The sequence below is a fragment of the Albimonas pacifica genome (assembly GCF_900113695.1).
In the GTDB taxonomy this organism is placed as follows: Bacteria; Pseudomonadota; Alphaproteobacteria; order Rhodobacterales; family Rhodobacteraceae; genus Albimonas; species Albimonas pacifica.
Window position 1 is genome coordinate 110,830 of the sequence record NZ_FOQH01000006.1, and the last position, 25,267, is coordinate 136,096.

Consider the following 25,267-nt stretch of genomic DNA (forward strand, 5'->3'; position numbering starts at 1 on the left):
GGATCTCTCCTCCCGTTGCGGGGCGTTCCGCCCCTTGCTTCCCGGGAGTCCTAGCGCCCTGCGCGCGCCGAGGCGAGCCGTCGCGCTCAGGCGTAGCGGGCGCCGCCCAGGCCCTCGGGCCCGGCGAGCATCGTCTCGGCCCCCTCGACCACGTCGGTGTTCTGCACGGCGACGAGCCGCCAGCCCGCCGCCCCCGCCTGCGCCACGAACAGCAGCATCGCCCGCCGCGCCCCGGCCACGGAGCCGTCGGGCGCCCGCTGCCCCTCCATGCGCACCCGCGCCCGGACGAGCGCCGCGCGGGGCCCCAGCGCCCGGGTCTCCAGCCGCTCCTCGGTCAGGACGGCGGAGGCGAAGTAGGAGCTGAAGGCGACGCCGTGGACGCGGGCGATGCGCTCGGCCCCGTGCCACCACAGGCCGGTCACGTTGACGAAATCCGCGTCCGGGGCGAAGAGCGCGCCCAGCGCCGCCGCGTCATGCGCCGACCAGGCGGCGAGGAAGGCGCGGGCGAGGCGCGCGGCCTCGGCCCGCGCAGCCTCGCAGGCGGTCTCCTCGGCGGCCGCCTCTTCCATCAGTTCAGGTCCAGCATCTTGCCCGGGTTGAGGATCCCCTGCGGGTCCAGCGTGCGCTTGATCTGGGCCATCACGCCCAGCGCCTCGCCATGCTCGGCCTCCATGTAGGCCTTCTTGCCGACGCCGATCCCGTGCTCGCCCGAGACGGTGCCCCCCAGCCGCAGCGCGGTCCTGGCGAGCTTCGCGGCCACCTCCTTCACGCGGACCAGCTCCTCGGGGTCCTCCGGGTCGAAGTAGAGGCCGGCGTGGAAGTTGCCGTCGCCCACGTGGCCGATCAGCCCGCCGGTCAGCCCGGCCGCCTGCATGTCGCGGCGCGCCTCGATCACCGCTTCGGCGAGGCGCGAGATCGGCACGCAGACGTCGGTCGAGATGCCCCGGCATCCCGGCCGTAGCGCCCGGCCGGCGTAATAGAAGTTGTGGCGCGCGTGCCAGAGCTTCGCGCGCTCCTCGGCGTTGGTGGTCCACTTGAAGTCGCCGCCGCCGTGCTCGGCGGCGATCTCGCCGAAGATCGCCGCCTGCTCCTTCACGCCCTCGGGGGTGCCGTGGAACTCGACGAACAGATGCGGTTTCTCGGGCAGGGACATCTTGGCCCAGGCGTTGACCGCGCCGATCGACCATTCGTCCACGTATTCGATGCGCGCCATCGGCACGCCCATCTGGATGGTCTGGATCACCGCGGCGACCGCGCCCTCGGGGCTGTCGAAGGCGCAGGTGGCGGCCGAGATCCCCTCGGGCGTGCCCCACAGCTTCACCGTCAGCTCGGTGATGATCCCCAGCGTGCCCTCGGAGCCGACCAGCAGCGCCTTGAGGTCGTAGCCGGTCGAGGACTTGCGTGCGCGCGAGCCCGCCCGGATGATCCGCCCGTCGGCCAGCACCGCCTCCAGCGCCAGCACGTTGTCGCGCATGGTCCCGTAGCGCACCGCGTTGGTGCCCGAGGCCCGTGTCGCCGCCATCCCGCCCAGCGTGGCGTTGGCGCCCGGATCGACCGAGAAGAACAGGCCCGTGGCGCGCAGGTGCTCGTTGAGCGCCTCGCGGGTGATGCCGGGCTGGACGACGGCGTCCATGTCCTCGGCATGCACCTCCAGCACGCGGTCCATGCGGGTCATGTCGAGGGAGATCCCCCCCTTCACCGCCAGCGCGTGCCCCTCGAGGCTGGTGCCCACGCCCCAGGGCACGATCGGGCAGCCCTGCGCCGCGCAGATCTTCACGATCTCCGAGACCTCCTGCGTGCTCTGCGGGAACGCCACCGCGTCGGGCAGGACGTCGGGGTGCCAGCTCTCGTCGCGCCCGTGCAGGTCGCGCACCGAGTCGGCGGTGGACAGGCGATCGCCCAGGAGGGTCCTGAGCTGCTCGACGGCGGTCTGGATGGTCATGGCGTCCTCCCTGCGGCGGCGGACGATAGACCCGCGGCCGGGAGAAGAAAAGCGGGGCCGCCTCAGCCCGCCCGCGGCGGGCCGCCCTGGAGCAGGCCGCGGGCGGCGGCCTCGACCAGGGCGTCGGTGTTCACCGGAACCTCGGTCACCTCGTAGTCGCCGTCGATCAGCAGGGTCGAGACCCCGTGCACGAAGGTCCACAGCATGATTGCGAGGCGCATCGCGGGCTCCGAGCCCGGCTCGAGCCCCGAGGCCTCGGCCACGTCCCCGATCACCACCTGGAAGCAGGCCTTGGCCTCCAGCCCGTAGTCCTCGTCCGAGGGGGAGATCAGCTCCCGCTTCATGCCGAACATCACCCGGAACAGGCCCGGGTTGGCGGCGGCGAAGGCGACGTAGGCCTTGCCGATCTCGGCCACCCGCGCCTCGCCCGGATCCGCGACGCCGTCGTGCGCGGCCTGCATCGCCGCGCGCAGCTCGTCGAAGCCGATGTCGCACAGCGAGCGGAGGATGTCGTTGCGGTCGGCGAAATGCTTGTAGGGCGCCGCCGTCGAGACGCCGGCCATCCGGCAGGCCTTGGACACCGACATGCGGTCGGCGCCGTCGCGCTCCACCAGCTCGCGCACCGCGCCCAGCAGGGCGTGGGCGAGATCGCCGTGGTGATAGCGCGCACGCTCGCGCGGCGCCGGCGCCTGGGGCGCCGGCGGGGAAGAATCGGTCGGGAGATCGGACGCATCGGCCATTTTCGGCCTCATTTTTCGCTGCTCGAGGCTTGCAATGCAAGTTAGTGTCTCTAACATAAGTTAGCAACGCTAACATCGCGTGGAGAGAGTCGATGACCGCCGAGCGCCCCGCCCCCGACGCGGCCCCCCCCGACGCGGACCCCGCCGACGCATCCGCCCGCCGGCCCGGCTTCGGCCGGCGCCTCGCCCGCGGCGCGGGCCGGCTGACCCTCTCCGCCGGGCTCGCCGCCGGGGCCGGCGTCGCCGCCGTCCTCGGCGCCCAGGCCCTGCAGGAGCGCAACGCGCCGGCCGAGGCGATCGCCGTCTCCGCCCCCACCGCCGCCCCCGTGGTCGCCGCCCGGCGGGCGGAGGGCCTGCGGGTCGAGACCCGCAGGCTGGGCGTCGTCGAGCCCGCCCGACAGGTTCAGGCCGCCTTCGACCTCTCCGGAACGGTCGAGACGGTGGCGGTGCAGGAGGGGGACCGCGTGCAGGCGGGCCAGCTCCTCGCCCGGCTCGACGGCGCCCGCATCCGCGCCCGCATCGCCGAGCTCGAGGCCCAGCGCGCCGCGGCCGAGGCGCAGGCCGAGCTCGCCCGCCTGACGCTCGAGCGGCAGGAGACGCTGCGCGCGCGCGGCTTCGCCTCCGACCAGCGCTGGGACGAGGCGCGGCTGGAGGCGGACCGCATCGCGGCCTCGCTCCGTCAGATCGACGCCGGCCTTCGCGCGGCGCGCATCGACCTCGACCATTCCGAGCTGCGCGCGCCCTTCGCGGGCGAGATCGCCTCCCGCTCGGTCGACGAGGGGGCCGTGGTCTCCGCCGGCCAGCCGATCATCGAGCTGATCGAGGTCGACCGCCCCCGGGTGCGCGTGGGCCTGCCCGAGGCCGCCGCCGCCCGCCTCACCCCCGGCACGCTGATGCAGGTGGAGATCGACGGCCGTCGCCTGACCGCGGCGGTCGCGGCCGTGCGCCCCGACGTCGACCCCGCCACCCGCACCCGCGCCGCCCTGCTGGACCTGCTGGTCCCCGCCGGCAGCCGCGTCGCCTACGGCGCCGCCGTCTCGGTGATCGTCGAGCGCACGCGCGACGAGGCGGGCTTCTGGCTTCCCGTCGCCGCGCTGCGCGAGGGGGGCAAGGGCCTGTGGACGGTGCTGACCGTCGCCGAGCGCCCCGGCGGCCCGGTGGCGGGCGTCGAATCCGTCGAGATCCTGCATGTGGACGGCGAGCGCGCCTTCGTGCGCGGCACGCTTTCGCCCGGCGACCTGGTGGTGGCCGCCGGCGCCCACAAGCTCGCCCCCGGCCTGCGCCTCGCGCCCGAGGAGATCCCGCTCGCCAAGGCGCTGGGGGACCACGCCCCCGCCGCCCTCGCCTCCGCCGACTGACCGCCGCGCCCGAGGCTCCGGGCCCGGCCCGGGGCGCGCGGGCCTGTCCCCCGCCCCGCGAGCCGCCAACGGAGCCCGCCATGCGCACGCTGTTCTACCGCCAGGCCCGCCTCACGGCGCTCGCGATCCTGGTGCTGGTCGCCGCCGGGGCCTCGGCCTTCCTGACCATCGGCCGGCAGGAAGACCCCACCATCACCAACATCTTCGCCAACGTCTTCACCCCCTATCCCGGCGCCGACCCGGCCCGGGTCGAGGCGCTGGTGACCGAGAAGATCGAGGCCGAGCTGCGCGAGATCGCGCAGATCAAGCGCATCACCTCCACCTCCTCGACCGGCATCTCGGTGATCAACATCGAGCTCTCGGAGTTCCTCGACGACGCGGCCATCGACGTCGCCTGGGCCGACATCCGCCAGGCCCTGCGCGACGTCGCCCGCGAGCTGCCCGAGGGCGTGCCCGAGCCCGAGTTCGACGACGACCGCACCGGCGCCTTCTCGGCGATCTCGGCCGTCACCCCCCGCGACGCGGACGTCCCCCCTGCGATCCTCGCCCGCCATGCGGAGATGCTGGAGGACCGCCTGCGCGCGCTGCCCGGCGTCTCGCTGGTCGCCTCCTACGGGATGCCGGAGGAGGAGGTGCTGGTGACCGTCGACCCCGAGGCGCTGGGGCCGCTGGGGCTCTCGGCCGCGCAGGTCGCCGCGGCGATCTCGCAGGCCGACCCCAAGGTCTCCGCCGGACGGGTCCGCGGGGCGGCGACCGACCTGCTGATCGAGGTCTCGGGGGAGATCCGCTCCCTCGACCGGATCCGCGAGATCCCGCTCGCCGCCAACGCCGCCGGCCATGCGACGCGCGTGGGCGACGTGGCGACGGTGGAGAAGACCGCCCGCGTCCCCGCTCCCTCGCTCGCGCGGATCGACGGCCGCGCGGCGGTGCTCGTCGCCGCGAAGATGGAGGAGGGCCGCCAGGTCGACGCCTGGATCCGGACCGTGAAAGCCGCGCTCGCCGACTACGAGGCGACGCTGCCCGGCGGGCTCGAGCATCGGCTGATCTTCGACCAGTCGGGCTACACCGCCGAGCGCCTCTCCGAGGTCGCGTGGAACATGGCGGTGGGCGTGGGGCTGGTGGTGGCGGTGCTGTTCCTCACGCTTGGCTTCCGCGCGGCGCTGGTGGTGGCGGCGGTGCTGCCGCTGGTGGGGCTCGCGACGCTGGCCACCCTGAATTTCATGGGCGTTCCGATCCACCAGATGTCGGTCACCGGCATGATCGTGGCGCTGGGGCTGCTGGTGGACGCGGCCATCGTGATGACCGACGAGATCCGCCGCCGCCTCGCCGCCGGCATGGCCCGGGTCGAGGCGGTGGGGGACGCGGTCGGGCGGCTCGCCGCGCCGCTGCTCGCCTCCACCGTCACCACCGCGCTGACCTTCATGCCGATGATCCTGCTGCCGGGGCCGGCGGGGGATTTCGTCGGCGCCGTCGCGATCTCGGTGGTGGCGATGCTGGCATGGTCCTTCGTGGTGGCGATGACCATCACGCCCGCCCTCTCCGGCTGGCTGCTGCCGGATCCCGCCCGCGGCGGGGGGATCGTGGCGAACGGCATCTCCGGCGGCGCGCTCGGACGGGCCTTCGCGGGCTCGCTGCGGCTCGCGGTGCGCAACCCCGTGCCGGCGGTCGCCTGGGCGCTGGCGCTGCCGGTGATGGGCTTCCTGGCCTTCCCCTCCCTGACCCCGCAGTTCTTCCCCGGCGTCGACCGCGACCAGTTCTACATCGACGTGGAGATGCCCGCCGGCGCGGCCCTCGCCGCCACCGAGGCGGCGACCGAGGCGGTCGACGCGGCCCTGGCGCGCGAGGACGGCATCCTCCAGACCGCCTGGGTGATCGGCGAGAGCGCGCCCTCCTTCTACTACAACATGACCATGAACCGCGTCGGCGCCCCCGGCTTCGCCCGCGCCCTGATCACCACCGAGTCGAACGCGGCCACCGCGCGCCTGATCCCCGAGCTGCAGTCCACCCTCGGCGCCGTCGCCCCCGGCGCGCGCATCCTGGTGCGCGACCTGGTGCAGGGCCCCCCCGTCCAGGCCCCGGTGGAGCTGCGCCTGCACGGCGACGACCTCGCGCTGCTGCGCCGGACCGGCGACGCGGTCCGCGGCATCGTCGAGAGCTCCCCCGACATCACCTCGGTCCAGACCACCATGGAGGGCGGCGCGCCCAAGCTCGACTTCGTGCTCGACGAGGACAAGGCGCGGCTCGTGGGGCTCGACCTCGTCTCCGTCGCCCGCCAGCTCGACGCCGCGCTCGAGGGCGTCGTCGGCGGCAGCCTGGTGGAGGGCTCCGAGGAGCTGCCGGTGCGGGTGCGCGTCGGCGCCGCCCGGCGCGCCGACGCGGGCTTCGTCGAGACCTTCGACGTGGTCGCCCCCGACGGCCGGCTGGTGCCGCTCTCGACGCTGGGGGAGATGCACGTGGTCCCCTCCGACAGCGCCATCTCGCGCCGCGACGGGGAGCGGGTGAACACCGTCCAGGCCTTCGTGCGCTACGGCGTCCTGCCCGAGGCGGCGCTCGCCCAGGCGCAGGCGCTGCTGGACGAGGCCGGCTTCGCGCCGCCCCCGGGCGTGCGCCTCGAGGTCGGCGGCGACGCGGATGCGCGCAACGAGACGATCGCGAACCTGATGGCGCCGCTGGGGCTGATCGTGACCCTCTCGATCGCCGCGGTGGTGCTGACCTTCGACAGCTTCCGGCTGGGCGCGGTGGCGACCGGGGTCATGGGGCTTTCGGCCGGCCTCTCGATCCTGTCGCTGGCGATCTGCGGCTATCCGTTCGGGATCACCGCGGTGGTGGGCGTGATCGGCTCGATCGGCGTCTCGGTCAACGCCTGCATCATCATCCTCACCGCCCTGCAGCAGGACCCGCGGGCCGCCGCCGGCGACCGCGAGGCGATGGCCGAGGTGGTGCTGGGCGCCTCGCGCCACATCGTCTCGACCACCGTCACCACCTTCGGCGGCTTCCTGCCCCTGATCCTGGGCGGCGGCGGCTTCTGGCCGCCCTTCGCGATGTCCATCGCCGGCGGCGTGCTGCTCTCGACCGTGGTCAGCTTCTACTTCACGCCGCCGATGTTCGCCCTGGTCTCGCGCCGCGCGGCGCCGGCGGGGCAGGGCGCGCTGGCCCCCGCCGCCGCGCCCGCGGACCGCCGCGCCCCGCGCGCGCGCCGCGCCGCCCCCGCCCAGAAGAACCTGTTCGCCGCCGAGTGAGCGGCGCTGATCCGATCCGGCCCCGGCCGCGTATTCTCCTTCACGATCCAGACAGGGGAGATCGGATGACCCTCGGCGCGCTATACCTCGCCACCTTCGCGGTGTTCCTCGTGCTCGACGCGCTGATGCTGACGACGGTGATGAAACCGCTGTTCGACCGGCATATCGGGCATCTGATGCTGGAGGATCCGAAATTCTCGGTCGCCGGCGCCTTCTACGTCGTCTACGTCGGCGGCATCCTGTGGTTCGCCGCCTGGCCGGCGCTGGGGCCCGAGGGCGGGGGCTGGCGCGCGGCCGCGCTGAACGGCGCGATCCTGGGCGTGCTGGCCTACGGCACCTACGAGTTCGTGAACATGGCCACCCTCAAGGGCTGGAGCTGGCAGACGGTCGCCTTCGACACCGTCTGGGGCGGGGTCCTGACCGCGGTCTCGGCCGGGGGCGGCGTCGCCATCCTCCAGGCGCTGGGCATGGGGCGGAGCTGATCCGCCCCTGCGCGCCCGGGCGGACTTGCCCGGGCCGCCCGCCCGGCGCAGGGTCCGCGCCATGACCGACGCTCTCGCCGATCCGGCCTCGCCCGCCCTCGACCTCCGCGACGTCCGCAAGGGCTACGCCACGCCCCAGGGACGCCTGGAGGTGCTGCGCGGCGTCTCCCTGACCCTCGCGCGCGGCGAGAGCCTGGCCCTGACCGGCGAATCCGGTTCGGGCAAGAGCACGCTCCTGCACCTCGCCGGCGGGCTCGACACGCCCGACGGGGGCGAGATCCGCGTGGCGGGGCAGGCGACCTCCCGCCTCGACGACGGCGGGCGGGCGGCGCTGCGCCGCGACCGTGTGGGGCTGGTGTTCCAGCAGTTCAACCTGGCGCCCTCCCTCGACGTGGCCGAGAACCTCGCCTTCCAGGCCCGCCTCTCCCGGCGCGAGGATCCCGCCTGGACCGCCGAGCTCGCCCGCCGCCTGGGGATCGCCGACCTCCTCTCGCGCTGGCCCGAGCAGCTCTCGGGCGGCCAGCAGCAGCGGGTCGCCATCGGCCGGGCGCTGGCCGCGCGCCCGGCGCTGATCCTGGCCGACGAGCCCACCGGCGCGCTGGACGAGGCCGCCGCAGACGCGGCGCTGGCGCTGCTGCTGGAGCTGACGGCCGAGGCCGGGGGCGCGCTGCTGATGGTCACCCACTCGCCCCGCCTCGCCGCGCGTCTCGACCGTCGCCTGCACCTGCACGCTGGCGGCCTCGCCGAGCCGCCGGCGGCCGAACCCGCCCCCGGGGCGGTCCGCTCGTGAGCGGCCGCATCGTCCCCCACGGCGCGCAGGCCCCGCGATGACCGCGGCCGCGCGCCTGCCTGCGCCCGCCGGCGCCTCCGCCCGCGCGACGCTGGCGGCGCTGCCCTGGGCGCTGCGCGTGCTGACCTCGCACTGGCGCCGCCGGCCCCTGCAGCTGCTGGCGCTGCTGGCGGGGCTGGCCGCGGCGACGGCGCTGTGGTCGGGGGTGCAGGCGCTGAACGCCCAGGCCCGCGACAGCTACGCCCGCGCCGCCTCAGCCTTCTCGGGCGCGCAGGCGCCCGCGCTGGTCCCCGTCGACGGCGGGCCGATCTCCCAGGCCGCCTTCGCCGAGCTGCGCCGCGCCGGCTGGCCGGTGTCGCCGCTGGTCGAGGGCTGGATCACCGTCGGCGGGGAGCGCCTGCGCCTGATGGGGATCGAGCCCGTCACCCTGCCGCCCGCCGCCGGCCTCGCCTTCGCCGGCGAGCAGGCTCTGGCGGGCGAGGCCGAGGACGCGCGCGCCTATCCCGATTTCATCCTGCCCCCCGGCCGCCTGTTCCTCGCGCCCGAGACCCTGCGCGCCAACGGCTGGTCGCCCGGCGACCGCCCGCAGACCGCCCGCGGCCCGCTGCCGCCGCTCGCCGCCTCCTCGGCCCCGGCCCCCGGCCTCGCCATCGCCGACATCGGCTTCGCCCAGGCGCTGCTGGGGATGGAGGGCCGCATCTCCCGCCTGCTGCTGGACCCCGAGCGCGCGCCGCAGGGCGCGCCCGAGGGCTGGCGGCGCCTCGCGCCCGAGCCGCGGGTCGATCCCGGCCGCCTCGCCGACAGCTTCCACCTCAACCTCACGGCCTTCGGGGGGCTGAGCTTCATCGTCGGCCTGTTCATCGTCCACGGCGCGGTGGGGCTTGCGGTGGAGCAGCGCCGCCCCCTGTTCCGCACCCTGCGGGCCTGCGGCCTCTCCGCCCGGGGGCTCGCCGCGGCGCTGGCGATCGAGCTGGGGGCCGCCGCGCTCCTCGCCGGCCTGATCGGCGTGGCGCTGGGCTACGCGGTCGCCGCGGCGCTTCTGCCGGACGTGGCGGCAAGCCTGCGCGGCCTCTACGGCGCGCGCGTGCCCGGCGCGCTGTCGCTGTCGCCCGCCTGGTGGGCGGCGGGGCTGGGCATGAGCCTCGCCGGCGCCGCCCTCGCCGCGGGTCCGGCGCTGGCCCGCGCCGCCGCCGCGCCCCCGCTCGAGAGCGCCCGCCCCGAGGCCTGGCGCGCCGCCTCGGCCCGCGCCGCCCGCCTGCGCGCCGCCGCCGCCGTGGCGACGGCGCTGGCCGCGGCCGGGCTCGCGCTTTTCGGGCGGGGGCTGCCGGCGGGGTTCGCGCTGCTGGGCGCGATCCTCGCCGCCGCCGCGCTGGGCCTGCCGCCGCTGCTGGGCTGGGCGCTGGCGCGCGCGCAGGGCCGCGCCCGCGCGCCGCTCCTGCGCTGGGCGCTGGCCGACGGCCGCCAGCAGCTTCCCGGCCTGTCGCTGGCCCTGACCTCGCTGCTGCTCGCGCTGGCGGTCAACATCGGCGTGGGGACCATGGTCGACGGCTTCCGGCTGACCTTCCTCGGCTGGCTCGACGACCGTCTCGCCGCCGAGGTCTACGTGCGCGCCGAGCCCGGCGCCGCCGATCGTCTGCAGACCTGGCTCGAAGCCCGCCCCGAGATCGAGGCGGTGCTGCCCGAGCCCCGCGCCGAGACGGTCGTCGACGGCTGGCCGGTGGAGCTCGCAGGCTTCGCCGACCACCCCACCTGGCGGAGCTCCTGGCCGCTGCTCTCGGGCCTGCCGGACGCCTGGGACCGGGTCGCGGCCGGGCAGGGCGCCCTGATCTCCGAGCAGACCGCGCGCCGCTTCGGCCTCGCCCCCGGCGACGCGCTGGTCATCGGCCCCGGCGCGCCGCTGGAGGTGGCGGGGGTCTTCGCCGACTACGGCAACGCCCGGGGGCAGGTGCGCCTCTCGGCCGGGACGCTGACCGCCCGCTGGCCGGAGGCCGAGCGCGGCCGCTTCGCGCTGCGCCTGCCCCCCGCCGACGTCGCCCCCTTGCTCGCGGACCTGCGCCGCGCGCAGGATGCGGGCCTGGCCGAAGCCGCAGACCAGGGCGAGATCCGCCGCCTCAGCCGCGCCGTGTTCGAGCGGACCTTCGCGGTCACCGCCGCGCTGAACGCGCTGACGCTGGGGGTGGCGGGGATCGCGCTGCTGACCGCGCTGCTGACGCTGGCCGAGACGCGTCTGCCCCAGGTGGCGCCGCTGTGGGCGATGGGCGTGCGCCGGCGCAGGCTGGCGGCGATCGAGCTCGGCCGGATCCTGGCGCTCGCGGCCCTGACCGCGGCGCTGGCGGTTCCGCTGGGGGTGCTGGTCGCCTGGGCCCTGACGGCGGTGGTGAACGTGGAGGCTTTCGGATGGCGCCTGCCCCTGCACCTGTTCCCCGGCCAGTGGGCGCGCCTCGCCCTGCTGGCGGTGGCCGCGGCCGGCCTCGCCGCCGCGGTCCCGCTCCTGCGCCTCGCCCGCACCCCGCCCGCGCGGCTCGCCAAGGTCTTCGCCGATGAACGCTGATCGCCTGATCCGACTGCTGGGCGCCGCGGCGCTGGCGCTGGCGCTGGGCCTCGACGCGCCCGTCGGGGCCCAGGGGCAGGCGCAGGCGCAGGGGCAGGGCGCCTCGGGCCTCTCCGGCATGACCGGCGAGGGGACCTCGGCCGGCCAGGGCTACGCCGGCCTCTCGGGCGGGGGCGAGGGCTACGCGCCCGTCTCCCCCGGCCGCCGCTTCGCCTTCCCCGCCGACCACGGCCCCCACCCGGGCCACCGGATCGAGTGGTGGTACGTCACCGCCAACCTCGCCGCGCCCGACGGCCGCGCCTTCGGGGTGCAGTGGACCCTGTTCCGCCAGGCCCTCTCCCCCGATCCGGCGTCCGAGGGCTGGTCCGCCCCCCAGGTCTGGCTCGCCCACGCCGCCGTCACCTCCGCGCAGGCTCACCGCACCGCCGAGAAGCTCGGCCGCGGCGGCGTCGGCCAGGCGGGGGTGCGGGCGGAGCCGTTCCGCGCCTGGCTCGACGACTGGCGGCTGGAGAGCCGGGGCGAGGGCTTCTCCCCCCTGCGCCTCGCCGCCCACGGGCCGGGCTTCGCCTACGACCTGACGCTCGCCGCCGAGGGCCCGCTGGTCCTGCAGGGGGAGAACGGCTTCTCCCTGAAGTCCGAGGGCGGGCAGGCGAGCTACTACTATTCCCACCCGTTCCTGGCCGTCACGGGCGCCCTCACGCTCGACGGCGAGACGGTGCAGGTGACGGGCCGCGCCTGGCTCGACCGCGAGTGGTCGAGCCAGCCTCTGGCCGGCGACCAGCCCGGCTGGGACTGGTTCGCCCTGCACCTGCCGCGGGGCGAGAAGTTGATGCTCTACCGCCTGCGCCGCGCCGGGGGGGGCGGCTACCAGGCCTCGTCCTTCATCTCCGCCGACGGCGCGGTCGAGGCGCTCTCCGGCCCCCAGGTGGCGATGGCGCCGATCGAGACCGCCCGCGTCGCGGGGCGCGACGTGCCGGTGCGCTGGCGCCTCTCGGTTCCCTCCCGCGGGCTCGAGGTGGTCACCGCCCCCCTGAACCCGCAGGCCTGGATGGGCGACTCCTTTCCCTACTGGGAGGGGCCGATCTCCTTCGCCGGCACCCACGACGGCGTCGGCTACATGGAGCTCACCGGCTACTGACCCGAGGCGCCCCGCCCGCCGCCGGGGCCCATGGCGCGACGCCCGCCGGGCCTCGCAGAGCGCCTGTTCTCCGGAGCCGTCTCTCGCTGATGCCGATCGGAGCGACTCGCCCGCAGGGGTCAAGGATCGCGCAGCGACCGGCGAAGCCGGCTTGTCCTTGACCCCTGCGGGCGAGTCGCTCAGGCATCAGAAGCGAGAGACGGATCCGGAGGACAGGCGCGGGCCCTGTTCTTTGGTGAGTCAGGAGCCCGCCGGAGGCTCCCGCCCCCTGCCAGCCTCTCCCTCCCCCTGCCGGCCTCTCCCTCCCCCGCGACCCTCGCGACGCAGCCAAGCCCGCCCGCAGGGCGCCTGCGGGCCCGCAAGCGAAACGGCCGCCCCCTGGGGGGCGGCCGTCCGTGTCTTCAGGCGTTGAAGAGGTTGCCTTCCGCGTCCCGCGGCGGCAGCGGGGGCGCGTCGTTGCGGGGCGGGGTCTTCGGCTTGCCCCCCATCCACTTCATCACGAAGGCGAAGAAGGCCGGCACGAAGATCACCGCCAGCAGGGTGGCCGAGATCATGCCCCCCAGCACCGCGATGCCGATCGCGTTCTGGGAGGCCGAGGACGCCCCCGTCGCGATCGCCAGCGGCGTCACGCCCAGCGTGAAGGCGAGCGAGGTCATGATGATCGGGCGGAAGCGCAGCTTGGCGGCCTCGACGGTGGCGTCGAGCAGGCTCATCCCCTCCTCGCGCAGGTCCTTGGCGAACTCCACGATCAGGATCGCGTTCTTCGCCGACAGGCCCATGATCGCGATCAGGCCGACCTTGAAGTAGACGTCGTTCGACATGCCGTGCCAGGTCACGCCCAGCACCGCGCCGATCGCGCCCAGCGGCACCACCAGCATCACCGAGAGCGGGATCGCCCAGCTCTCGTAAAGGGCGGCCAGCAGCAGGAACACGAAGACGCCCGACAGCGCGATCAGGAACGGCGCCTGGCTGCCCGACTGGATCTCCTGCAGCGACTGGCCGGTCCACTCGAAGCCGAAGCCCTGGGGCAGCTCGCCCATCAGCCGCTCCATCTCCTCGATCGCCTGGCCGGAGGAATAGCCCTCCGCCGCCTGGCCGGAGATGCGCACCGAGGGATAGCCGTTGTAGCCCACGATCTGCAGCGGCCCGCGGATCCAGTCCACCGTGGCGAAGGCCGACAGCGGCACCATCCCGCCCAGCGAGTTGCGCACGTTGAGGCTCAGCACGTCGTCCGGGGTCATCCGGGCCTCGTCCTCGGCCATCAACATCACGCGCTGCATCCGACCCGAGTTGGGGAAGTCGTTGGCGTAGGCCGAGCCCAGGAACGAGGTCAGGGTGGCGTTGATGTCGGAGAAGGCGACGCCGAAGGTGTTGGCCTTCTCGCGGTCCAGCGTCACCCGCAGCTGCGGCGCGTCGGGCAGGCCCGAGACGCGCAGCCCGGTCACGATCTGCGACTGCGCCGCGGCGGCGAGAAGCTGGTCGCGCGCGGCATAGAGCGCGGCGATGCCCGCGTCGTTGCGGTCCTGCAGGCGGAAGTCGAAGCCCGAGGAGGTGCCCAGCCCCTGGATCGGCGGCGGCGACAGGGCGAAGGCGAAGCCGTCCTTCTCCCCCCACAGCATGCCGGTGATCCGGCCGGCGATGGCCTGGGCCGAGTCCTGGGGCCCGCGCTCGGACCAGTCCTTGAGCGTGATGAAGGCCAGCGCCGCGTTCTGCCCGCCGCCCGAGAAGGAGAAGCCCTGGATGGCGACGATGTCCTGCACCGCCTCCTGGGAGGAGGCGACGCCCTCCATGGTCTTCACGAACTCCAGCGTGCGGTTGAAGCTCGCCTCCGGCGGGGTCTGCATGTCGACGATCAGGAAGCCCTGGTCCTCGTTGGGCAGGAAGGAGGAGGGCAGGTTGGTCCAGCTCCAGCCCAGGAAGCCCACCAGGCCGAGGTAGAGGATCATCATGATCCCCGCCCGCCGCGCCGCCAGCCCCGCGAAGCGGGCGTAGCGGTTGGTGGCCCGGTCGAAGTTGCGGTTGAACCAGCCCAGCGGCCCCTTCTTGGCCATCTGGTGCCCGGCCTTCACCGGCTTGAGGAAGCTCGCGCACAAGGCCGGCGTCAGCGACAGCGCCAGGAACCCCGAGAACAGGATCGAGACCACCATGGTCAGCGAGAACTGGCGGTAGATCACGCCCACGGCGCCCGGGAAGAAGGCCATGGGGATGAACACGGCCGAGAGCACCAGCGTGATGCCCACGATGGCGCCCGAGATCTGGCCCATCGCCTTGCGCGTCGCCTCCTTCGGGGGCAGGCCCTCCTCGGACATGATGCGCTCGACGTTCTCGACGACGACGATGGCGTCGTCGACCAGGATGCCGATCGCCAGCACCATGGCGAACATGGTCAGCACGTTGATCGAGAAGCCCGCCACCAGCATCACCGCGCAGGCGCCCAGCAGCGCCACGGGCACCACCAGCGTCGGGATGACGGTGTAGCGGAAACTCTGCAGGAACAGCAGCATCACCAGGAACACCAGGCCCACCGCCTCGAGCAGGGTGTGCAGCACCTTCTCGATCGACAGCTCCACGAAGGGGGAGGTGTCGTAGGGCACCGAGTACTCGATCCCCTCGGGGAAGTAGCGCGACAGCTCCTCCATGGTCTCGCGGACCGCCTCGGAGGTGTTGATGGCGTTGCCCTCGGGCGAGAGCTGCACGCCCAGCGCCGCCGAGGGCTGGCCGTTGAGGCGGGAGGAGAAGTTGTAGCTCTCCGCCCCGATCTCGACGCGGGCCACGTCCTTCAGCCGCACCACCGCGCCGTCGGCGTTGGCGCGCAGCAGGATCTGCTCGAACGCCTCGACCGAGCTGAGCTGGCCGCGCACCACCACGGTGGCGGTGATCGACTGGTCGTCGGGATTGGGGGCCGCGCCGATCGCGCCGGCGGCCACCTGGGCGTTCTGGGCGCGGATCGCGGCCAGCACGTCGTTGGTGGTGAGGTTGAGGCCCAGCATCTTGTCGGGGTCGAGCCAGATGCGCATGGCCCGCTCGGCCGAGAACACCGTCGCCCCGCCCACGCCGTCGATGCGCCGGATCTCGCCGGCCACGTTGCGGCTGAGGTAGTCGCCCAGCGCCACCGGCCCCACGGTCCCGTCAGTGGAGGTCAGCGAGACCACCATCAGGAAGCCCGAGGCCGAGGTCTCGACGTCGATGCCCAGCCGCGTCACCGTCTCCGGCAGGCGGGATTCCACGCGCCGGATGCGGTTCTGCACGTCCACCTGCGCCTGGTCGAGCGAGGTGCCCGGCTGGAAGGTGGCGGTGATCTGCACCTGGCCGGAAGCCTCGGAGGTGCTTTCGAAATAGAGCAGGCCGTCGATGCCGTTCAGCTCGTCCTCGATGGGACGGGTGACGGCCTGGTAGAGGTCCTCGGGCGCCGCGCCCGGGTAGGTCGCGGTGATCTGGACCGAGGGCGGCGCCACGTTGGGATACTGCGCGATCGGCAGCTGCGGGATCGCCAGCGCGCCGCCGATCATGATGAAGATCGCGACGACCCAGGCGAAGATCGGCCGGTCGATGAAGAAACGGGGCATCGGGTCTCTCTCAGCCGTCGTTCGCGGGCGCGTCCGCCGCGGGGGTCGCCGCGGGCGTCGCGCCCTCGGCGGAGGCGGTCTCGGGGCGCCAGGGCTGGGGGGTCACGGTCGCGCCGGGGCCGGTCTTCTGGAATCCCTCGACCACCACCTGCTCGCCGGCCGAAAGGCCCCGGGCGATCACCCAGCGGCCGTCGACGATGCGGTCGGTCTCCACCGGGCGGGCCTCGACCTTGTTCTCGGGGGTCACGATCCACAGCATCGCCTGGCCGTCCGAGCCGCGCTGGATCGCCTGCACCGGCACCGCCAGCGCCTCGGGCTCGACGCCCTGCTCGATCTGCACGCGCACGTACATGCCCGGCAGCAGGTCGTCGTCGGGATTGGGGAACTCGGCGCGCAGGGTCACCTGGCCGGTGGTCTCGTCGACCGTCGACTCTGAGAACAGCAGCCGCCCCTCCTCGCCGTAGGGCGAGCCGTCGTCGAACATCAGCTGCACCGCCACGTCGCCGCTGTCCGAGCGGGTCAGCGCGCCGGCCTTGAACGCCTTGCGCAGGGCGAGGAGCTCGGTCGCCGACTGGGTGAAGTCGGCGTAGACCGGGTCGAGCTGCTGGATCGTGGCGAGGTTCTCCCCCGAGGCCGAGACCAGCGCGCCCTCGGTGATCCGCGCCCGGCCGATGCGGCCCGAGATCGGGGCGCGCACCTCGGCGTAATGCAGGTCCAGCTCGGCGGCGCGCAGCTCCGCCTCGGCCACGGCCACGGCGGCGGTGGACTGGGCGAGCTCGGCGGCGGCGTCGTCGAACTGCTGGGCCGAGACGACCCGACGCTCGCGCAGCTCCTCCTGGCGGGCGGAGGCCTGCTCGGCGCGCTTGCGCGCGGCCTCGGCCTGGGCGACGGCGGCCTGGGCGCGGTCCACCTGCACCTCGAACGGGGCGCTGTCGATGCGGTAGAGGACGTCGCCCTCCTGGACCAGCGCGCCCTGGGTGAACACCCGCTCCTGGATGATGCCCGAGATCCGCGGGCGCACCTCGGCGATGCGGGTGGGGGCGATGCGGCCGGGCAGCTCGTTGACCACCGGGATCGCCTCGGGCGTGGCGGTGACCACCGAGACCGCCTGCGGCGGCGGCGCGCCGCCGCCGGCCTGGCCCAGCGCGCCGCCGGTGGCGGCCAGCAGGAAGGCCGCGACCATCGCGGGCAGCGAGGGCCGGGATCGTGGAAGGAGGGCGCGCGCGGCGCGCGAGGTCTGCTCGGTCATGATCTGAGGCTCCTCAGCCCTGGCCGCCGCAGCGGGTACGGGCGAAGGCCCCTCCCGACGGCGCGCCGTCGTCTTCATCCATGGCGGCGTGGGGGCCGAGACGCCCGACGCCGGGTTCCTGTTCCGCGAGCCAGGAGATCGCGGCGAGAAGCCGGGCGCGCTGCTCCGGCTCGAAGTGCAGAAGGTCGAAGCGCTCCAGCGACAGCAGACCCTCGATGGCCAGCAGCGCGCAGACCGCGCCGGTGGGGGCAGGGGCGTCGCGCGCGACGCGCCGGAAGCGCTCGGCGACGTCGCGCTGGATCGGCGCGCGCACCGTCTCGTCGGAAAACACCGCCGCCGACAGCGACACCGCCACCGAGCGGTCGGCCTGCGGCATCGGCTCGGCGATCAGCTCCAGCACCGCCTCGATGGTGCGGTTGGGACGATCGGCCAGCGCTTCCTCGAGCATGGCGCAGCGGCCGTGCCACTCGTCTATGCGCCGCTCGACGATGGCGCGGATCAGTCCGCGCTTCGAGCCCACCGCATAGAGCACGCTGGACTTGGAGATCCCCGCCTCCGCCGCCACGGCGTCCAGCGTCAGCCGCGCCGCGCCGTCGCGGCGGACCACGCTTTCGGCCGCGTCCAGGAGCTGGGCGTCGGGTATGGCGCGTTTTCGTCCCAAGAGAAGTCGCTTCGCCTGATGGTTTTTCCGACCAAGCGGTTGGATATCCCGCGGGAGCGAAGCGGTCAACGGCGGGAACGGGAAATTCTTCGGCGCCGCACCATGAACGATCCGCGAGCCGTCGAGAGCGTCTCGTGAACGCCGGCAAGTCTCTGTCTCCGCGACGAAAAACCCCCGCCCGCGGGATCGCGGGCGGGGGTCGTGAAGGGCGCCGGCCGGCGGTCGAAACCGCCGGCCGCAGGGTCAAGGCGGCCTGCGCCGCGGGGCGACGTCAGGGCATGGCGCCGGCGGCCCTGAGGGCGTCGAGCTTCGCCGAATCGTAGCCCAGGATGCCCTTGAGCACCGTCTCCTGGTCGCGGCCGTACTCCGGCGCGGGGCGCGCGACATGGGCCGGCGTCTTCGACAGCACGAAGCGGCTGCCCTCGACGGTGGCCACGCCGATCTGGGGATGAGGCGCCCGCTCCCAGTGGCCCAGGTGCTCGAGCTGGGGGTCCTCGGCGAGGTCGGCCGCGGTCGCCACGACCGAGGCGGCGACGCCCAGGACCTGCAGCTTCCCGGCCGTCGCGGTGGGATCGAGCGGCGCGGTCCAGGCGCCGACGATCTCGTCGAGCTCGACCTCCGCCGCCTTGCGCCCCTCGAGCGTGGCGAAGCGGGCGTCGAGCGCCTTGCCCCCGATCTCGCCCGCCAGCGCCTTCCAGGCGGCGTCGTCCTGGGCGACGATCGCGATCCAGCGCGGGTCCTCGCCCTCCTTCGTCAGGGCGGGGTAGACGCCGTGCGGGGCCATGTCGGGGTCGCGGTTGCCCTCGGCCTTGGCGATGCGCCCCGTCGCGCCGTAGTCGGCGAAGGCGGAGGCGAGGAACTGCATCCCCGTCTCGGCCTGGCCGAGGTCGATGTAGCAGCCCTCGCCCGAGCGCGCCCGCCAGTCGAGGGCTGCGAGCACCATCGGGATCCCGAAGCGCGGCGCCACGTAGTCGGTGTAGGGGCCGAAGGGCCCGGTCGGCAGCCCCTCCTCGGGACCCACCAGACCCTGGTAGCCGGACATGGCCGCGCCGATGTTGCCGAAGCCCGCCAGCGCCTTCCACGGGCCCGACTGGCCCATCAGGGAGGTCGAGACCATGATGATGCGCGGGTTGATCGCCTTGAGCGTCTCGTAGTCGAGGCCCCAGCGGTTCACCTGGCCGGGGGCGAAGCTCTCGACCACCACGTCGGCCCAGGCGGCGAGCTCGCGCACCACGTCGCGCGCGTCCTCGTTCTGCAGGTCGAGCGCGAGGCCCAGCTTGCCGGCGTTGCCGTTGGCGTAGCAGGCCGAGCGCTGCACGTCGTAGCCGCCGCCGTAGTAGGGGCCGATGGCGCGCGCGGTGTCGACGCGCTTGGGATGCTCGACCCGCACGACCGTCGCGCCGAAGTCGGCGAGGCTGCGCCCGATCATCGGGCCGGCCACGACCCAGGCGAGGTCCAGGACCTTGATGTCCGCGAGGGGGCCGCTCATTCCGCCGCTCCTTGAGTGATCTGCGTGTGCGCGGCGGGGCGGGAGCCCAGCCACTCCTCCACCGCCGCGTCGCCGCCCTCGCCCAGCGCGGGGGCGGCGGCGTCGGGGGCGAAGGCGGGGGCCGCGGTCATCGCGAAGGGGCCGGGCAGCAGGGTCTCGCGGCCCTCGCCGTCGGTCACCTTGCGGAAGAAGCCGCGGGCGGTCTCGTGGGGGCTGTGGAACAGGCTGTCGGTGGTGGTCACCGGGGCCAGCAGCAGCCGGTTGGCGATGGCGAGCTCCACGGCCTCGTCCTGGGAGACGGTGCGCAGGAAGGCGCCCACCTCGGTGCGGCAGGCCTCGAGGTCGTCCTCGTCGATCTCGTCGGCCATGATCCGCTCATGGATCGTGGACCAGTCCCAGGCGTGGAAGCGCTCGCTGAGGGCGCCCTTCGCCTTCATCACCTTCATGAAGTTGTTGGTGAAGCGCCCGGTGGCGGGACCCATGGCGAGATGGATCTCCAGCAGGCCGTCCTTGCCCTCCCATTTCGAGCGGGCGGTGCGGGCGCCGGAGCCCGAGAGGTCCAGCGGCTTCTTCGAGCCGGTGTAGCGCGGGCGCAGCGAGAAGTCGGGGTGGCCCACGACCGAGGCGAGGCTGCCCGAGAGCGTGGCCGAGGTCGAGGAGCGCTGCACCGAGGTCGAGACCTTCTGCCCCTCGCCCGTGGCGTGGCGGTGGAAGAGCGCGACGAGCGCGCCGCAGACCGCGTCGGAGGCGGCGAAGTGCCAGGCCTGGGGGACCGAGATCCGGGTCGGGACGCCGCCGGCCATCGCGGTCGGGGCCAGCGGGCCGCCCGAGGCCCAGAGCACGAGGTCGGATTCCGCCCAGTCCGCCTTCGGCCCGGTCTCCCCCCAGGGGGTGATCAGCAGGTGGATGGCGCGCGGGTTGATCGCGGCGATCTGCTCGGGGGTCAGGCGGGCGGGCTCGCCGGGGCCGCGGGACTCGATGACGAAATCGGCCCTGGCGACGAGCGCCTCGAGCGTGGCGCGGTCGCCCTCGTCCGCGGGGTCGAGCGCGAGGCTGCGCTTGCCCGCGGCGTAGGCGGCCCAGTGCATCGAGCGGCCGGCCGCGTCGAACGGGCCGACCCGGCGGCCGTCGGAGCCCTGCGGCGGCTCGATCTGCAGCACGTCGCAGCCGAGCTGCGCGAGCATCCGGCCTGCGAGCAGACCGCGACGGTCGCTCAGGTCCAGGGCGCGATAGGGGGCGAGGAAGCCCGTGCGGCCTCCGGCGTCTTCGGTCATGCATCCTCCCGTGCCGGCATTGGGCGCCGGCTGAGTTCCTTGTGGCGCGCGCTGGGCGGGGCGGGCCTCGTCGGGAGCGACGAGCGCCCGATCCGGACCGCGCCGCCCGCGGCGCGCAGGGCCGGACCGCGAAGGGATCGCGACCGGCCGGACGGTCAGTTTGCCACGCCCGGCGGGGGGAGGCCAGAGCGGCAGGCCGCCGCGCGGACGGGGCAGGGCGGGGCTTGCAGGCCGCCGGGGGACGCGGGCGCCCCGGCGCGTCCGCTGCGCGGCCGCGGCCGCCCCGCCCTGCGTCCCCGTCGACGGCGGGCGCGGGGCTTGCGGCGGGCGCGGGCGCCGGGGGACGCCGGGGGACCGGGACGGTCCGGGACGAGGCCGCCCGGCGGCGCGCGGTCGCGCCGTCGGGCGGGGCCCTGTCGCGCCGGGCGGCGCGAGCGGGCCGCGAGCGCGTCGGCGGAGGGCCGCAAGGGAGCAGGCGGAGGGCCGCGAGGGCGCAGGCGGAGGGCCGCGAGGGCGCAGGCGCGCGGCGGGCGGCGCCGCGGGCGGCGCGCCGGGGCAGGCGCCCGCGGCGGAGACGGGGACGCGGCGGGGCCGGGCGGGACCACGGGCGCCGCGCCGATAAGGGTCGCGCCGGGGCGGCGGGCCGGCCTATGCTGGCGGCCGCCGCGCCGCCGCCAAGGAGCCTCCGCCATGCGCCCCGGCTTCATCTTCATGCTGACCCGCAACGACCTGACCGTGCCGGACGCCCCCGCGCATCTGGAGACGGCGCTCGCCGCCGGCGTGCGCCAGATCGGCTTCAAGGACGTGGGCCTGCCCTTCGAGGCGCTGCGCGCCCTCGCCGCCCGGATCCGCGAGGCGGGGGGCGCGTGCTGGCTGGAGGTGGTCTCGCTCGACGCCGCCTCCGAGGCGGCCTCGATCCGCGCGGGCGTCGAGATCGGCGTCGACCGGCTGCTGGGCGGCTGCCGCGCCGAGGTCGCCGCGCCCCTGCTGGCGGGGACCGGGATCGGCTACTACCCGTTCCCCGGCCGGGTGGTGGGCCATCCCAGCGTGCTGGAGGGCGACGCGGCCGAGATCGCCGCGTCGGCCCGGGCGCTCGCCGCGCGGCCGGAGGTGGCGGGGCTCGACCTGCTCGCCTATCGCGGCGCGGTCCCCGCCGAGGCGTTGGCGGCGGAGGTCTGCGCGGCCGCCGGCAAGCCGGTGATCGCCGCGGGCTCGATCGACCGGCCCGAACGGGTGCAGGCCATGGCGCGGGCGGGCTGCGCGGGGTTCACGGTGGGGACCGCGGCGCTCGACGGCGCCTTCCGCGGCGCGCCGCCGGACCTTGCGGCGCAGCTCCGCGCGATCCGCGCCGCCGCCGCCTGCTTCGACTGACGCCCGCCGCGGGCGGCGGGGCGGCGGGCGCTCCGCCCTGCTCCGCAAGCGGGGCGCCTGCGTCGGGCCCAAGCCCGCCCGCAGGGCGCCTCCGGGCCCGGGAGCGGCCCCTGCGAAAACGGCGCGCGGCCGCCTCCGCGCCGCGGAACCGGCCGCCGGGGGGTGGACGACGCGCGCCAGCGCCATAGGTGAACGGCCGACCGCCCGGCCGCGAGATCCGCGGATCCGACCGAAACCCACGCGACGAGGCCCGATGACCCGCTCCACGCTGCCCGGCAGAGACTTCCTCCCGCCCCCCCGCCTGACCCGCGAAGACGGCGAGGAGCGGCGTGTGGGCGTGGAGCTGGAGTTCGCCGCCATCTCGGCGCACGAGGGCGCGCGGCTGGTGCGCGACCTCTTCGGCGGCGACATCTACGAGGAGGACCCCCACCGCTACCACGTCAGGGACGCGGAGCTGGGCGACTTCACCGTCGAGCTCGACACCCGCCACGCCCACCGCTCCAAACCCACCGAGAAGGAGACCCGCAAGGGCATCGACCGCTTCTTCGAGGAGATGGGCGAGGAGCTGCGCAGCCTCTACGGCGACGTCTCCTCGCTGCTGGTCCCCTGCGAGATCGTCTGCCCGCCGGTGCCCCTGACCGCGCTGCCGCGCGTCGACGACCTGGTCGAGGCGCTGCGCGGCGCAGGCGCGGTGGGCACCGACGACAGCCCGCTGCACGCCTTCGGCGCCCAGCTCAACCCCGAGATCGCCACGACGGACCCCGCGTGGCTGACCTCGATGCTGCGCGCCTACGTGCTGCTCTCGGACTGGCTGCGCGAGGTGACCGAGCTCGACGCCACCCGCCGCATCGCGGCCTTCGCCGACCCCTTCCCCAAGGAATACGTCGAGCGGATCGTGGAGCCCGGCTACGCCCCCACGCTCGAGGGGCTGATCGACGATTATCTCGAGGACAACCCCACCCGGAACCGCGAGCTCGACATGCTGCCGCTGTTCTGCTGGCTGGACGAGGAGCGCGTGCGCTCGGCCCTGCCGGACGAGAAGATCCACGCCCGCCCCACCTTCCACTACCGCCTGCCCAACGCGGACCTCGGCCGCGCGGGCTGGAACGTCTCGGTCGAATGGAACCGCTGGCGGATGGTCGAGAAGATGGCCGAGCGCCCCGAGCGGCTGGAGGCGATGGGCCGCGCCTGGTCGGAGAACGCGCGCAAGATGTTCCCCTCCCCCTGGGCGATCCTGTCGACCGAGTGGATGCTGCTCGAATGACCGGGGGGGAGCGCAAGGCGGTCGAGGGCGCCGCGCAGCAGGTCCCGCCCGCGGCCGCGTCGCGCCGCGCGGCGCAGGCGAGGTCGCGCCCGGGGCCCGGGGACGCGGGCGACGGGCGCACCCTGCGGCAGCGGCGCGGGCGGCGGCTCAGGGTGGGGGTCACGGCCTCGGCGAAGGGCGGGCGCTGGATGTGGTGGCTGTCGTGGCTGGGGCTGCGGCTGATGGGCCTGCGCCCGGTGCGGCTGACCGCGCCGCTGGCGGGCGACGTCGACCTCGACGCCTTCGACGGCTTCCTGATCGGGGGCGGGGACGACATCGGGGCCGACCTCTACGGCGCCAAGCCCCTCTTCGACGTGCGCATCGACGAGGCGCGCGACGCGATGGAGATGCGCGTGCTCGACCACGCCCTTCCCCGCGACGTGCCGGTGCTGGGCATCTGCCGCGGCGCGCAGATGCTCAATATCCACCGCGGCGGCGACATCCACCAGGAGGTGCGCGAGGTCTATGCCGACGTGCCCCGGATGTGGACCCCCCTGCCGGTGAAGACTGTGACCACCGAACCCGGCGTGCGCCTGCGCGAGGTGATCGGGCGCGAGACCTTCCGGGTCAACAGCCTCCACCACCAGGCGGTCGACAAGCTCGGCCGGGGCCTGCGCGTCGCCGCCCGCGACGAGTGGGGCGTGGTGCAGGCGGTCGAGGACCCCGAGGCCCACTTCCGCTTCGGCGTGCAGTGGCACCCCGAGTTCCTGCTCTGGCGCCGTCCCCACCGCCGCCTGTTCCGCGCCTTCGCCGCCGCCGTCCACGGCGCCGACCCCGCCGCCCAGCGGCGCGCGGCCCGCAACGAACCGGAGCCCGAGCCCGGCCCCGCGCCCGGCGGCTGAGCCGCCGCCTCCCGCTCCGCCCGCCCGACGGGCGGCCCCTCCGCCCGCGGCGTCCCCGCCGCTCCGCCGCCCGCGCCGCTGGAAGACCGACCCCGATGACCTCGACCGAGCCCGACACGCCCGACCGCGCCGCCCTCCCCGGAACGGGCGAGACCCCCTCGCCCGCCGCGCGCGGCCAGCGGGCCGAGCGGCCCGCCGAGATCCCCCGCCCGGGCTGGCGCGAGGTGCTGGGCCGGGTCTGGCGGGCGGTCACGCTCGACCACGTCGGGCTGATCGCGGCGGGCGTCGCCTTCTACGGGCTGCTGGCGCTGTTCCCCGCGATCACCGCCTCGATGGCGCTGGGAGGGCTGGTGCTCGACCCGCCGCGGGTGACCGAGCAGCTCCAGGCCTTCGCCGGCGTCCTGCCGCAGGAGGCGGCGGAGATCGTGCTCGGCCAGGCCCGCGACGTCGCCGGCCGGCAGAACGGCCTGGGGCTCGCCGCGGCGCTGGGCATCGCGCTGGCGCTGTGGTCGGCGTCGCGCGGGGTGGCGAGCCTGATCGAGGGCCTCAACGTCGCCTACCGCGAGCGCGAGACCCGCGGCTTCTTCCTGCGCACCGCGGTCACGCTGGCGCTGACGGTGTGCATGGTGGTGGGGCTGCTCGCGGGCCTGGGGGCGGCGCTGGTGCTGCCCACGATCTTCGCCATCGTCGACCTGGGCGTGACCGCCGAGATCCTGCTGCGCGGCGCGCGCTGGCTGCTGCTGATGGGGCTGACGATCCTGGGCCTCTCGATCCTCTACCGCTTCGGGCCGGACCGGCGCGGGGCCAAGTGGCGCTGGCTGACGCCGGGCTCGGTCGCGGCCTGCGGGCTGTGGCTGGCGGCCTCGATCGGCTTCTCGGTCTACGTCTCCAACTTCGCCTCCTACAACGAGAGCTTCGGGGCGCTCGCCGGGGTGGTGATCCTGCTGATGTGGCTGTGGCTCTCGGCCTACGCGGTGCTGATCGGGGCGGCCCTGAACGCGGAGACCGAGCTGCAGACCCGCGTCGACACCACCGCCGGCCGCGACCGCCCGATGGGCGAGCGCGGCGCCTATGTCGCCGACACCCCCCCGCCCTCGGCCCCCGACCGGGAGACGACCGCCCCGCGCGACGGGGTGTGACGCGGCCCGCAGACGCCTCCCCCGCGGGGCCGCGCGGCCGCGAACCGGCGTCGCCGCCCCGGGGCTGACGGAAGGGCGCCCGAAGGCGGGTCTTGACCGACCGGCAGGCAGAGCCGATTTTACAGCCGCGGCG

Annotated in this window: 18 protein-coding genes; 10 read left to right on the forward strand and 8 right to left on the reverse strand. The window is 74.9% G+C overall.

Going from position 1 to position 25,267, the window contains the following annotated elements:
- Positions 1-86: 86 nt before the first annotated feature.
- The 3 genes from BM064_RS14330 to BM064_RS14340 all read right to left on the reverse strand — a co-directional run bounded on the left by BM064_RS14330 (position 87) and on the right by BM064_RS14340 (position 2,682).
- Positions 87-569: an SgcJ/EcaC family oxidoreductase gene (locus BM064_RS14330; RefSeq protein WP_092860480.1), complete on the reverse strand. Its 483-nt coding sequence runs from the start codon at positions 567-569 to the stop codon at positions 87-89.
- Positions 569-1,942 carry an FAD-binding oxidoreductase gene (locus BM064_RS14335; protein WP_092860481.1) on the reverse strand — a complete coding sequence of 458 codons (1,374 nt, stop codon included), beginning with the start codon at positions 1,940-1,942 and terminating at the stop codon, positions 569-571. The genes BM064_RS14330 and BM064_RS14335 overlap by 1 nt, the downstream gene beginning before the upstream one ends.
- A gap of 62 nt (positions 1,943-2,004) precedes the next feature.
- Positions 2,005-2,682 (reverse strand): TetR/AcrR family transcriptional regulator, encoded by a 678-nt coding sequence (locus tag BM064_RS14340; RefSeq protein ID WP_177236265.1) that lies wholly within the window; start codon positions 2,680-2,682, stop codon positions 2,005-2,007.
- A 92-nt stretch (positions 2,683-2,774) separates the two neighbouring features.
- On the opposite strand from BM064_RS14340, the gene BM064_RS14345 reads away from it, so the two are divergent.
- The 6 genes from BM064_RS14345 (at position 2,775) to BM064_RS14370 (ending at position 12,240) form a co-directional block, all read left to right on the forward strand.
- Entirely contained in the window at positions 2,775-4,040 is a 1,266-nt protein-coding gene (locus BM064_RS14345) for an efflux RND transporter periplasmic adaptor subunit (protein ID WP_092860483.1), read from the forward strand.
- Positions 4,041-4,120: 80 nt separating this feature from the next.
- Entirely contained in the window at positions 4,121-7,279 is a 3,159-nt protein-coding gene (locus BM064_RS14350; protein ID WP_092860484.1) for an efflux RND transporter permease subunit, read from the forward strand.
- Between the two features lie 65 nt (positions 7,280-7,344).
- Positions 7,345-7,761, forward strand: coding sequence for a DUF2177 family protein (locus BM064_RS14355; RefSeq protein WP_092860485.1), 417 nt, complete (start codon positions 7,345-7,347; stop codon positions 7,759-7,761).
- Positions 7,762-7,822: 61 nt separating this feature from the next.
- Complete coding sequence (locus BM064_RS14360) at positions 7,823-8,551, forward strand: ABC transporter ATP-binding protein (RefSeq protein WP_092860486.1); 729 nt, start codon at positions 7,823-7,825, stop codon at positions 8,549-8,551.
- A gap of 37 nt (positions 8,552-8,588) precedes the next feature.
- On the forward strand, positions 8,589-11,102 hold the full coding sequence (locus BM064_RS14365) for an FtsX-like permease family protein (protein WP_092860487.1): 2,514 nt from the start codon (positions 8,589-8,591) through the stop codon (positions 11,100-11,102).
- Positions 11,092-12,240 carry a lipocalin-like domain-containing protein gene (locus BM064_RS14370; RefSeq protein WP_092860488.1) on the forward strand — a complete coding sequence of 383 codons (1,149 nt, stop codon included), beginning with the start codon at positions 11,092-11,094 and terminating at the stop codon, positions 12,238-12,240. Before BM064_RS14365 ends, BM064_RS14370 begins: the two co-directional genes overlap by 11 nt.
- Positions 12,241-12,641: 401 nt before the next feature.
- On the opposite strand, the gene BM064_RS14375 is transcribed toward BM064_RS14370, so the two are convergent.
- The 5 genes from BM064_RS14375 to BM064_RS14395 all read right to left on the reverse strand — a co-directional run bounded on the left by BM064_RS14375 (position 12,642) and on the right by BM064_RS14395 (position 20,479).
- Positions 12,642-15,806 carry an efflux RND transporter permease subunit gene (locus tag BM064_RS14375; RefSeq protein WP_092860489.1) on the reverse strand — a complete coding sequence of 1,055 codons (3,165 nt, stop codon included), beginning with the start codon at positions 15,804-15,806 and terminating at the stop codon, positions 12,642-12,644.
- A 10-nt stretch (positions 15,807-15,816) separates the two neighbouring features.
- Positions 15,817-17,055 (reverse strand): efflux RND transporter periplasmic adaptor subunit, encoded by a 1,239-nt coding sequence (locus tag BM064_RS14380; RefSeq protein ID WP_092860490.1) that lies wholly within the window; start codon positions 17,053-17,055, stop codon positions 15,817-15,819.
- A 13-nt stretch (positions 17,056-17,068) separates the two neighbouring features.
- Positions 17,069-17,716 carry a TetR/AcrR family transcriptional regulator gene (locus BM064_RS14385; RefSeq protein ID WP_177236266.1) on the reverse strand — a complete coding sequence of 216 codons (648 nt, stop codon included), beginning with the start codon at positions 17,714-17,716 and terminating at the stop codon, positions 17,069-17,071.
- A gap of 271 nt (positions 17,717-17,987) precedes the next feature.
- Positions 17,988-19,205, reverse strand: coding sequence for a CaiB/BaiF CoA transferase family protein (locus BM064_RS14390; protein ID WP_092860492.1), 1,218 nt, complete (start codon positions 19,203-19,205; stop codon positions 17,988-17,990).
- Positions 19,202-20,479 (reverse strand): CoA transferase, encoded by a 1,278-nt coding sequence (locus BM064_RS14395; RefSeq protein ID WP_092860493.1) that lies wholly within the window; start codon positions 20,477-20,479, stop codon positions 19,202-19,204. Before BM064_RS14395 ends, BM064_RS14390 begins: the two co-directional genes overlap by 4 nt.
- Positions 20,480-21,169: 690 nt before the next feature.
- Between BM064_RS14395 and BM064_RS14400 the strand changes: the two genes are divergently transcribed.
- From BM064_RS14400 to BM064_RS14415, 4 genes are all read left to right on the forward strand, one after another.
- Entirely contained in the window at positions 21,170-21,850 is a 681-nt protein-coding gene (locus BM064_RS14400; RefSeq protein ID WP_092860494.1) for a 4-hydroxythreonine-4-phosphate dehydrogenase, read from the forward strand.
- Positions 21,851-22,103: 253 nt separating this feature from the next.
- Positions 22,104-23,114 (forward strand): amidoligase family protein, encoded by a 1,011-nt coding sequence (locus BM064_RS14405; protein ID WP_092860495.1) that lies wholly within the window; start codon positions 22,104-22,106, stop codon positions 23,112-23,114.
- Complete coding sequence (locus BM064_RS14410; RefSeq protein ID WP_177236267.1) at positions 23,111-23,995, forward strand: gamma-glutamyl-gamma-aminobutyrate hydrolase family protein; 885 nt, start codon at positions 23,111-23,113, stop codon at positions 23,993-23,995. Before BM064_RS14405 ends, BM064_RS14410 begins: the two co-directional genes overlap by 4 nt.
- Before the next feature lie 95 nt (positions 23,996-24,090).
- Positions 24,091-25,134 (forward strand): YihY/virulence factor BrkB family protein, encoded by a 1,044-nt coding sequence (locus tag BM064_RS14415; RefSeq protein WP_092860497.1) that lies wholly within the window; start codon positions 24,091-24,093, stop codon positions 25,132-25,134.
- The last annotated feature ends 133 nt before the right edge of the window (positions 25,135-25,267 follow it).

What these genes read in the sequence shown, in the direction of transcription:
- BM064_RS14330 (WP_092860480.1), bottom strand. Translation starts at nt 569, where the DNA reads ATGGAAGAGGCGGCCGCCGAGGAGACCGCCTGCGAGGCTGCGCGGGCC.
- BM064_RS14335 (WP_092860481.1), bottom strand. Translation starts at nt 1,942, where the DNA reads ATGACCATCCAGACCGCCGTCGAGCAGCTCAGGACCCTCCTGGGCGAT.
- BM064_RS14340 (WP_177236265.1), bottom strand. Translation starts at nt 2,682, where the DNA reads ATGGCCGATGCGTCCGATCTCCCGACCGATTCTTCCCCGCCGGCGCCC.
- BM064_RS14345 (WP_092860483.1), top strand. Translation starts at nt 2,775, where the DNA reads ATGACCGCCGAGCGCCCCGCCCCCGACGCGGCCCCCCCCGACGCGGAC.
- BM064_RS14350 (WP_092860484.1), top strand. Translation starts at nt 4,121, where the DNA reads ATGCGCACGCTGTTCTACCGCCAGGCCCGCCTCACGGCGCTCGCGATC.
- BM064_RS14355 (WP_092860485.1), top strand. Translation starts at nt 7,345, where the DNA reads ATGACCCTCGGCGCGCTATACCTCGCCACCTTCGCGGTGTTCCTCGTG.
- BM064_RS14360 (WP_092860486.1), top strand. Translation starts at nt 7,823, where the DNA reads ATGACCGACGCTCTCGCCGATCCGGCCTCGCCCGCCCTCGACCTCCGC.
- BM064_RS14365 (WP_092860487.1), top strand. Translation starts at nt 8,589, where the DNA reads ATGACCGCGGCCGCGCGCCTGCCTGCGCCCGCCGGCGCCTCCGCCCGC.
- BM064_RS14370 (WP_092860488.1), top strand. Translation starts at nt 11,092, where the DNA reads ATGAACGCTGATCGCCTGATCCGACTGCTGGGCGCCGCGGCGCTGGCG.
- BM064_RS14375 (WP_092860489.1), bottom strand. Translation starts at nt 15,806, where the DNA reads ATGCCCCGTTTCTTCATCGACCGGCCGATCTTCGCCTGGGTCGTCGCG.
- BM064_RS14380 (WP_092860490.1), bottom strand. Translation starts at nt 17,055, where the DNA reads ATGACCGAGCAGACCTCGCGCGCCGCGCGCGCCCTCCTTCCACGATCC.
- BM064_RS14390 (WP_092860492.1), bottom strand. Translation starts at nt 19,205, where the DNA reads ATGAGCGGCCCCCTCGCGGACATCAAGGTCCTGGACCTCGCCTGGGTC.
- BM064_RS14395 (WP_092860493.1), bottom strand. Translation starts at nt 20,479, where the DNA reads ATGACCGAAGACGCCGGAGGCCGCACGGGCTTCCTCGCCCCCTATCGC.
- BM064_RS14400 (WP_092860494.1), top strand. Translation starts at nt 21,170, where the DNA reads ATGCGCCCCGGCTTCATCTTCATGCTGACCCGCAACGACCTGACCGTG.
- BM064_RS14405 (WP_092860495.1), top strand. Translation starts at nt 22,104, where the DNA reads ATGACCCGCTCCACGCTGCCCGGCAGAGACTTCCTCCCGCCCCCCCGC.
- BM064_RS14410 (WP_177236267.1), top strand. Translation starts at nt 23,111, where the DNA reads ATGACCGGGGGGGAGCGCAAGGCGGTCGAGGGCGCCGCGCAGCAGGTC.
- BM064_RS14415 (WP_092860497.1), top strand. Translation starts at nt 24,091, where the DNA reads ATGACCTCGACCGAGCCCGACACGCCCGACCGCGCCGCCCTCCCCGGA.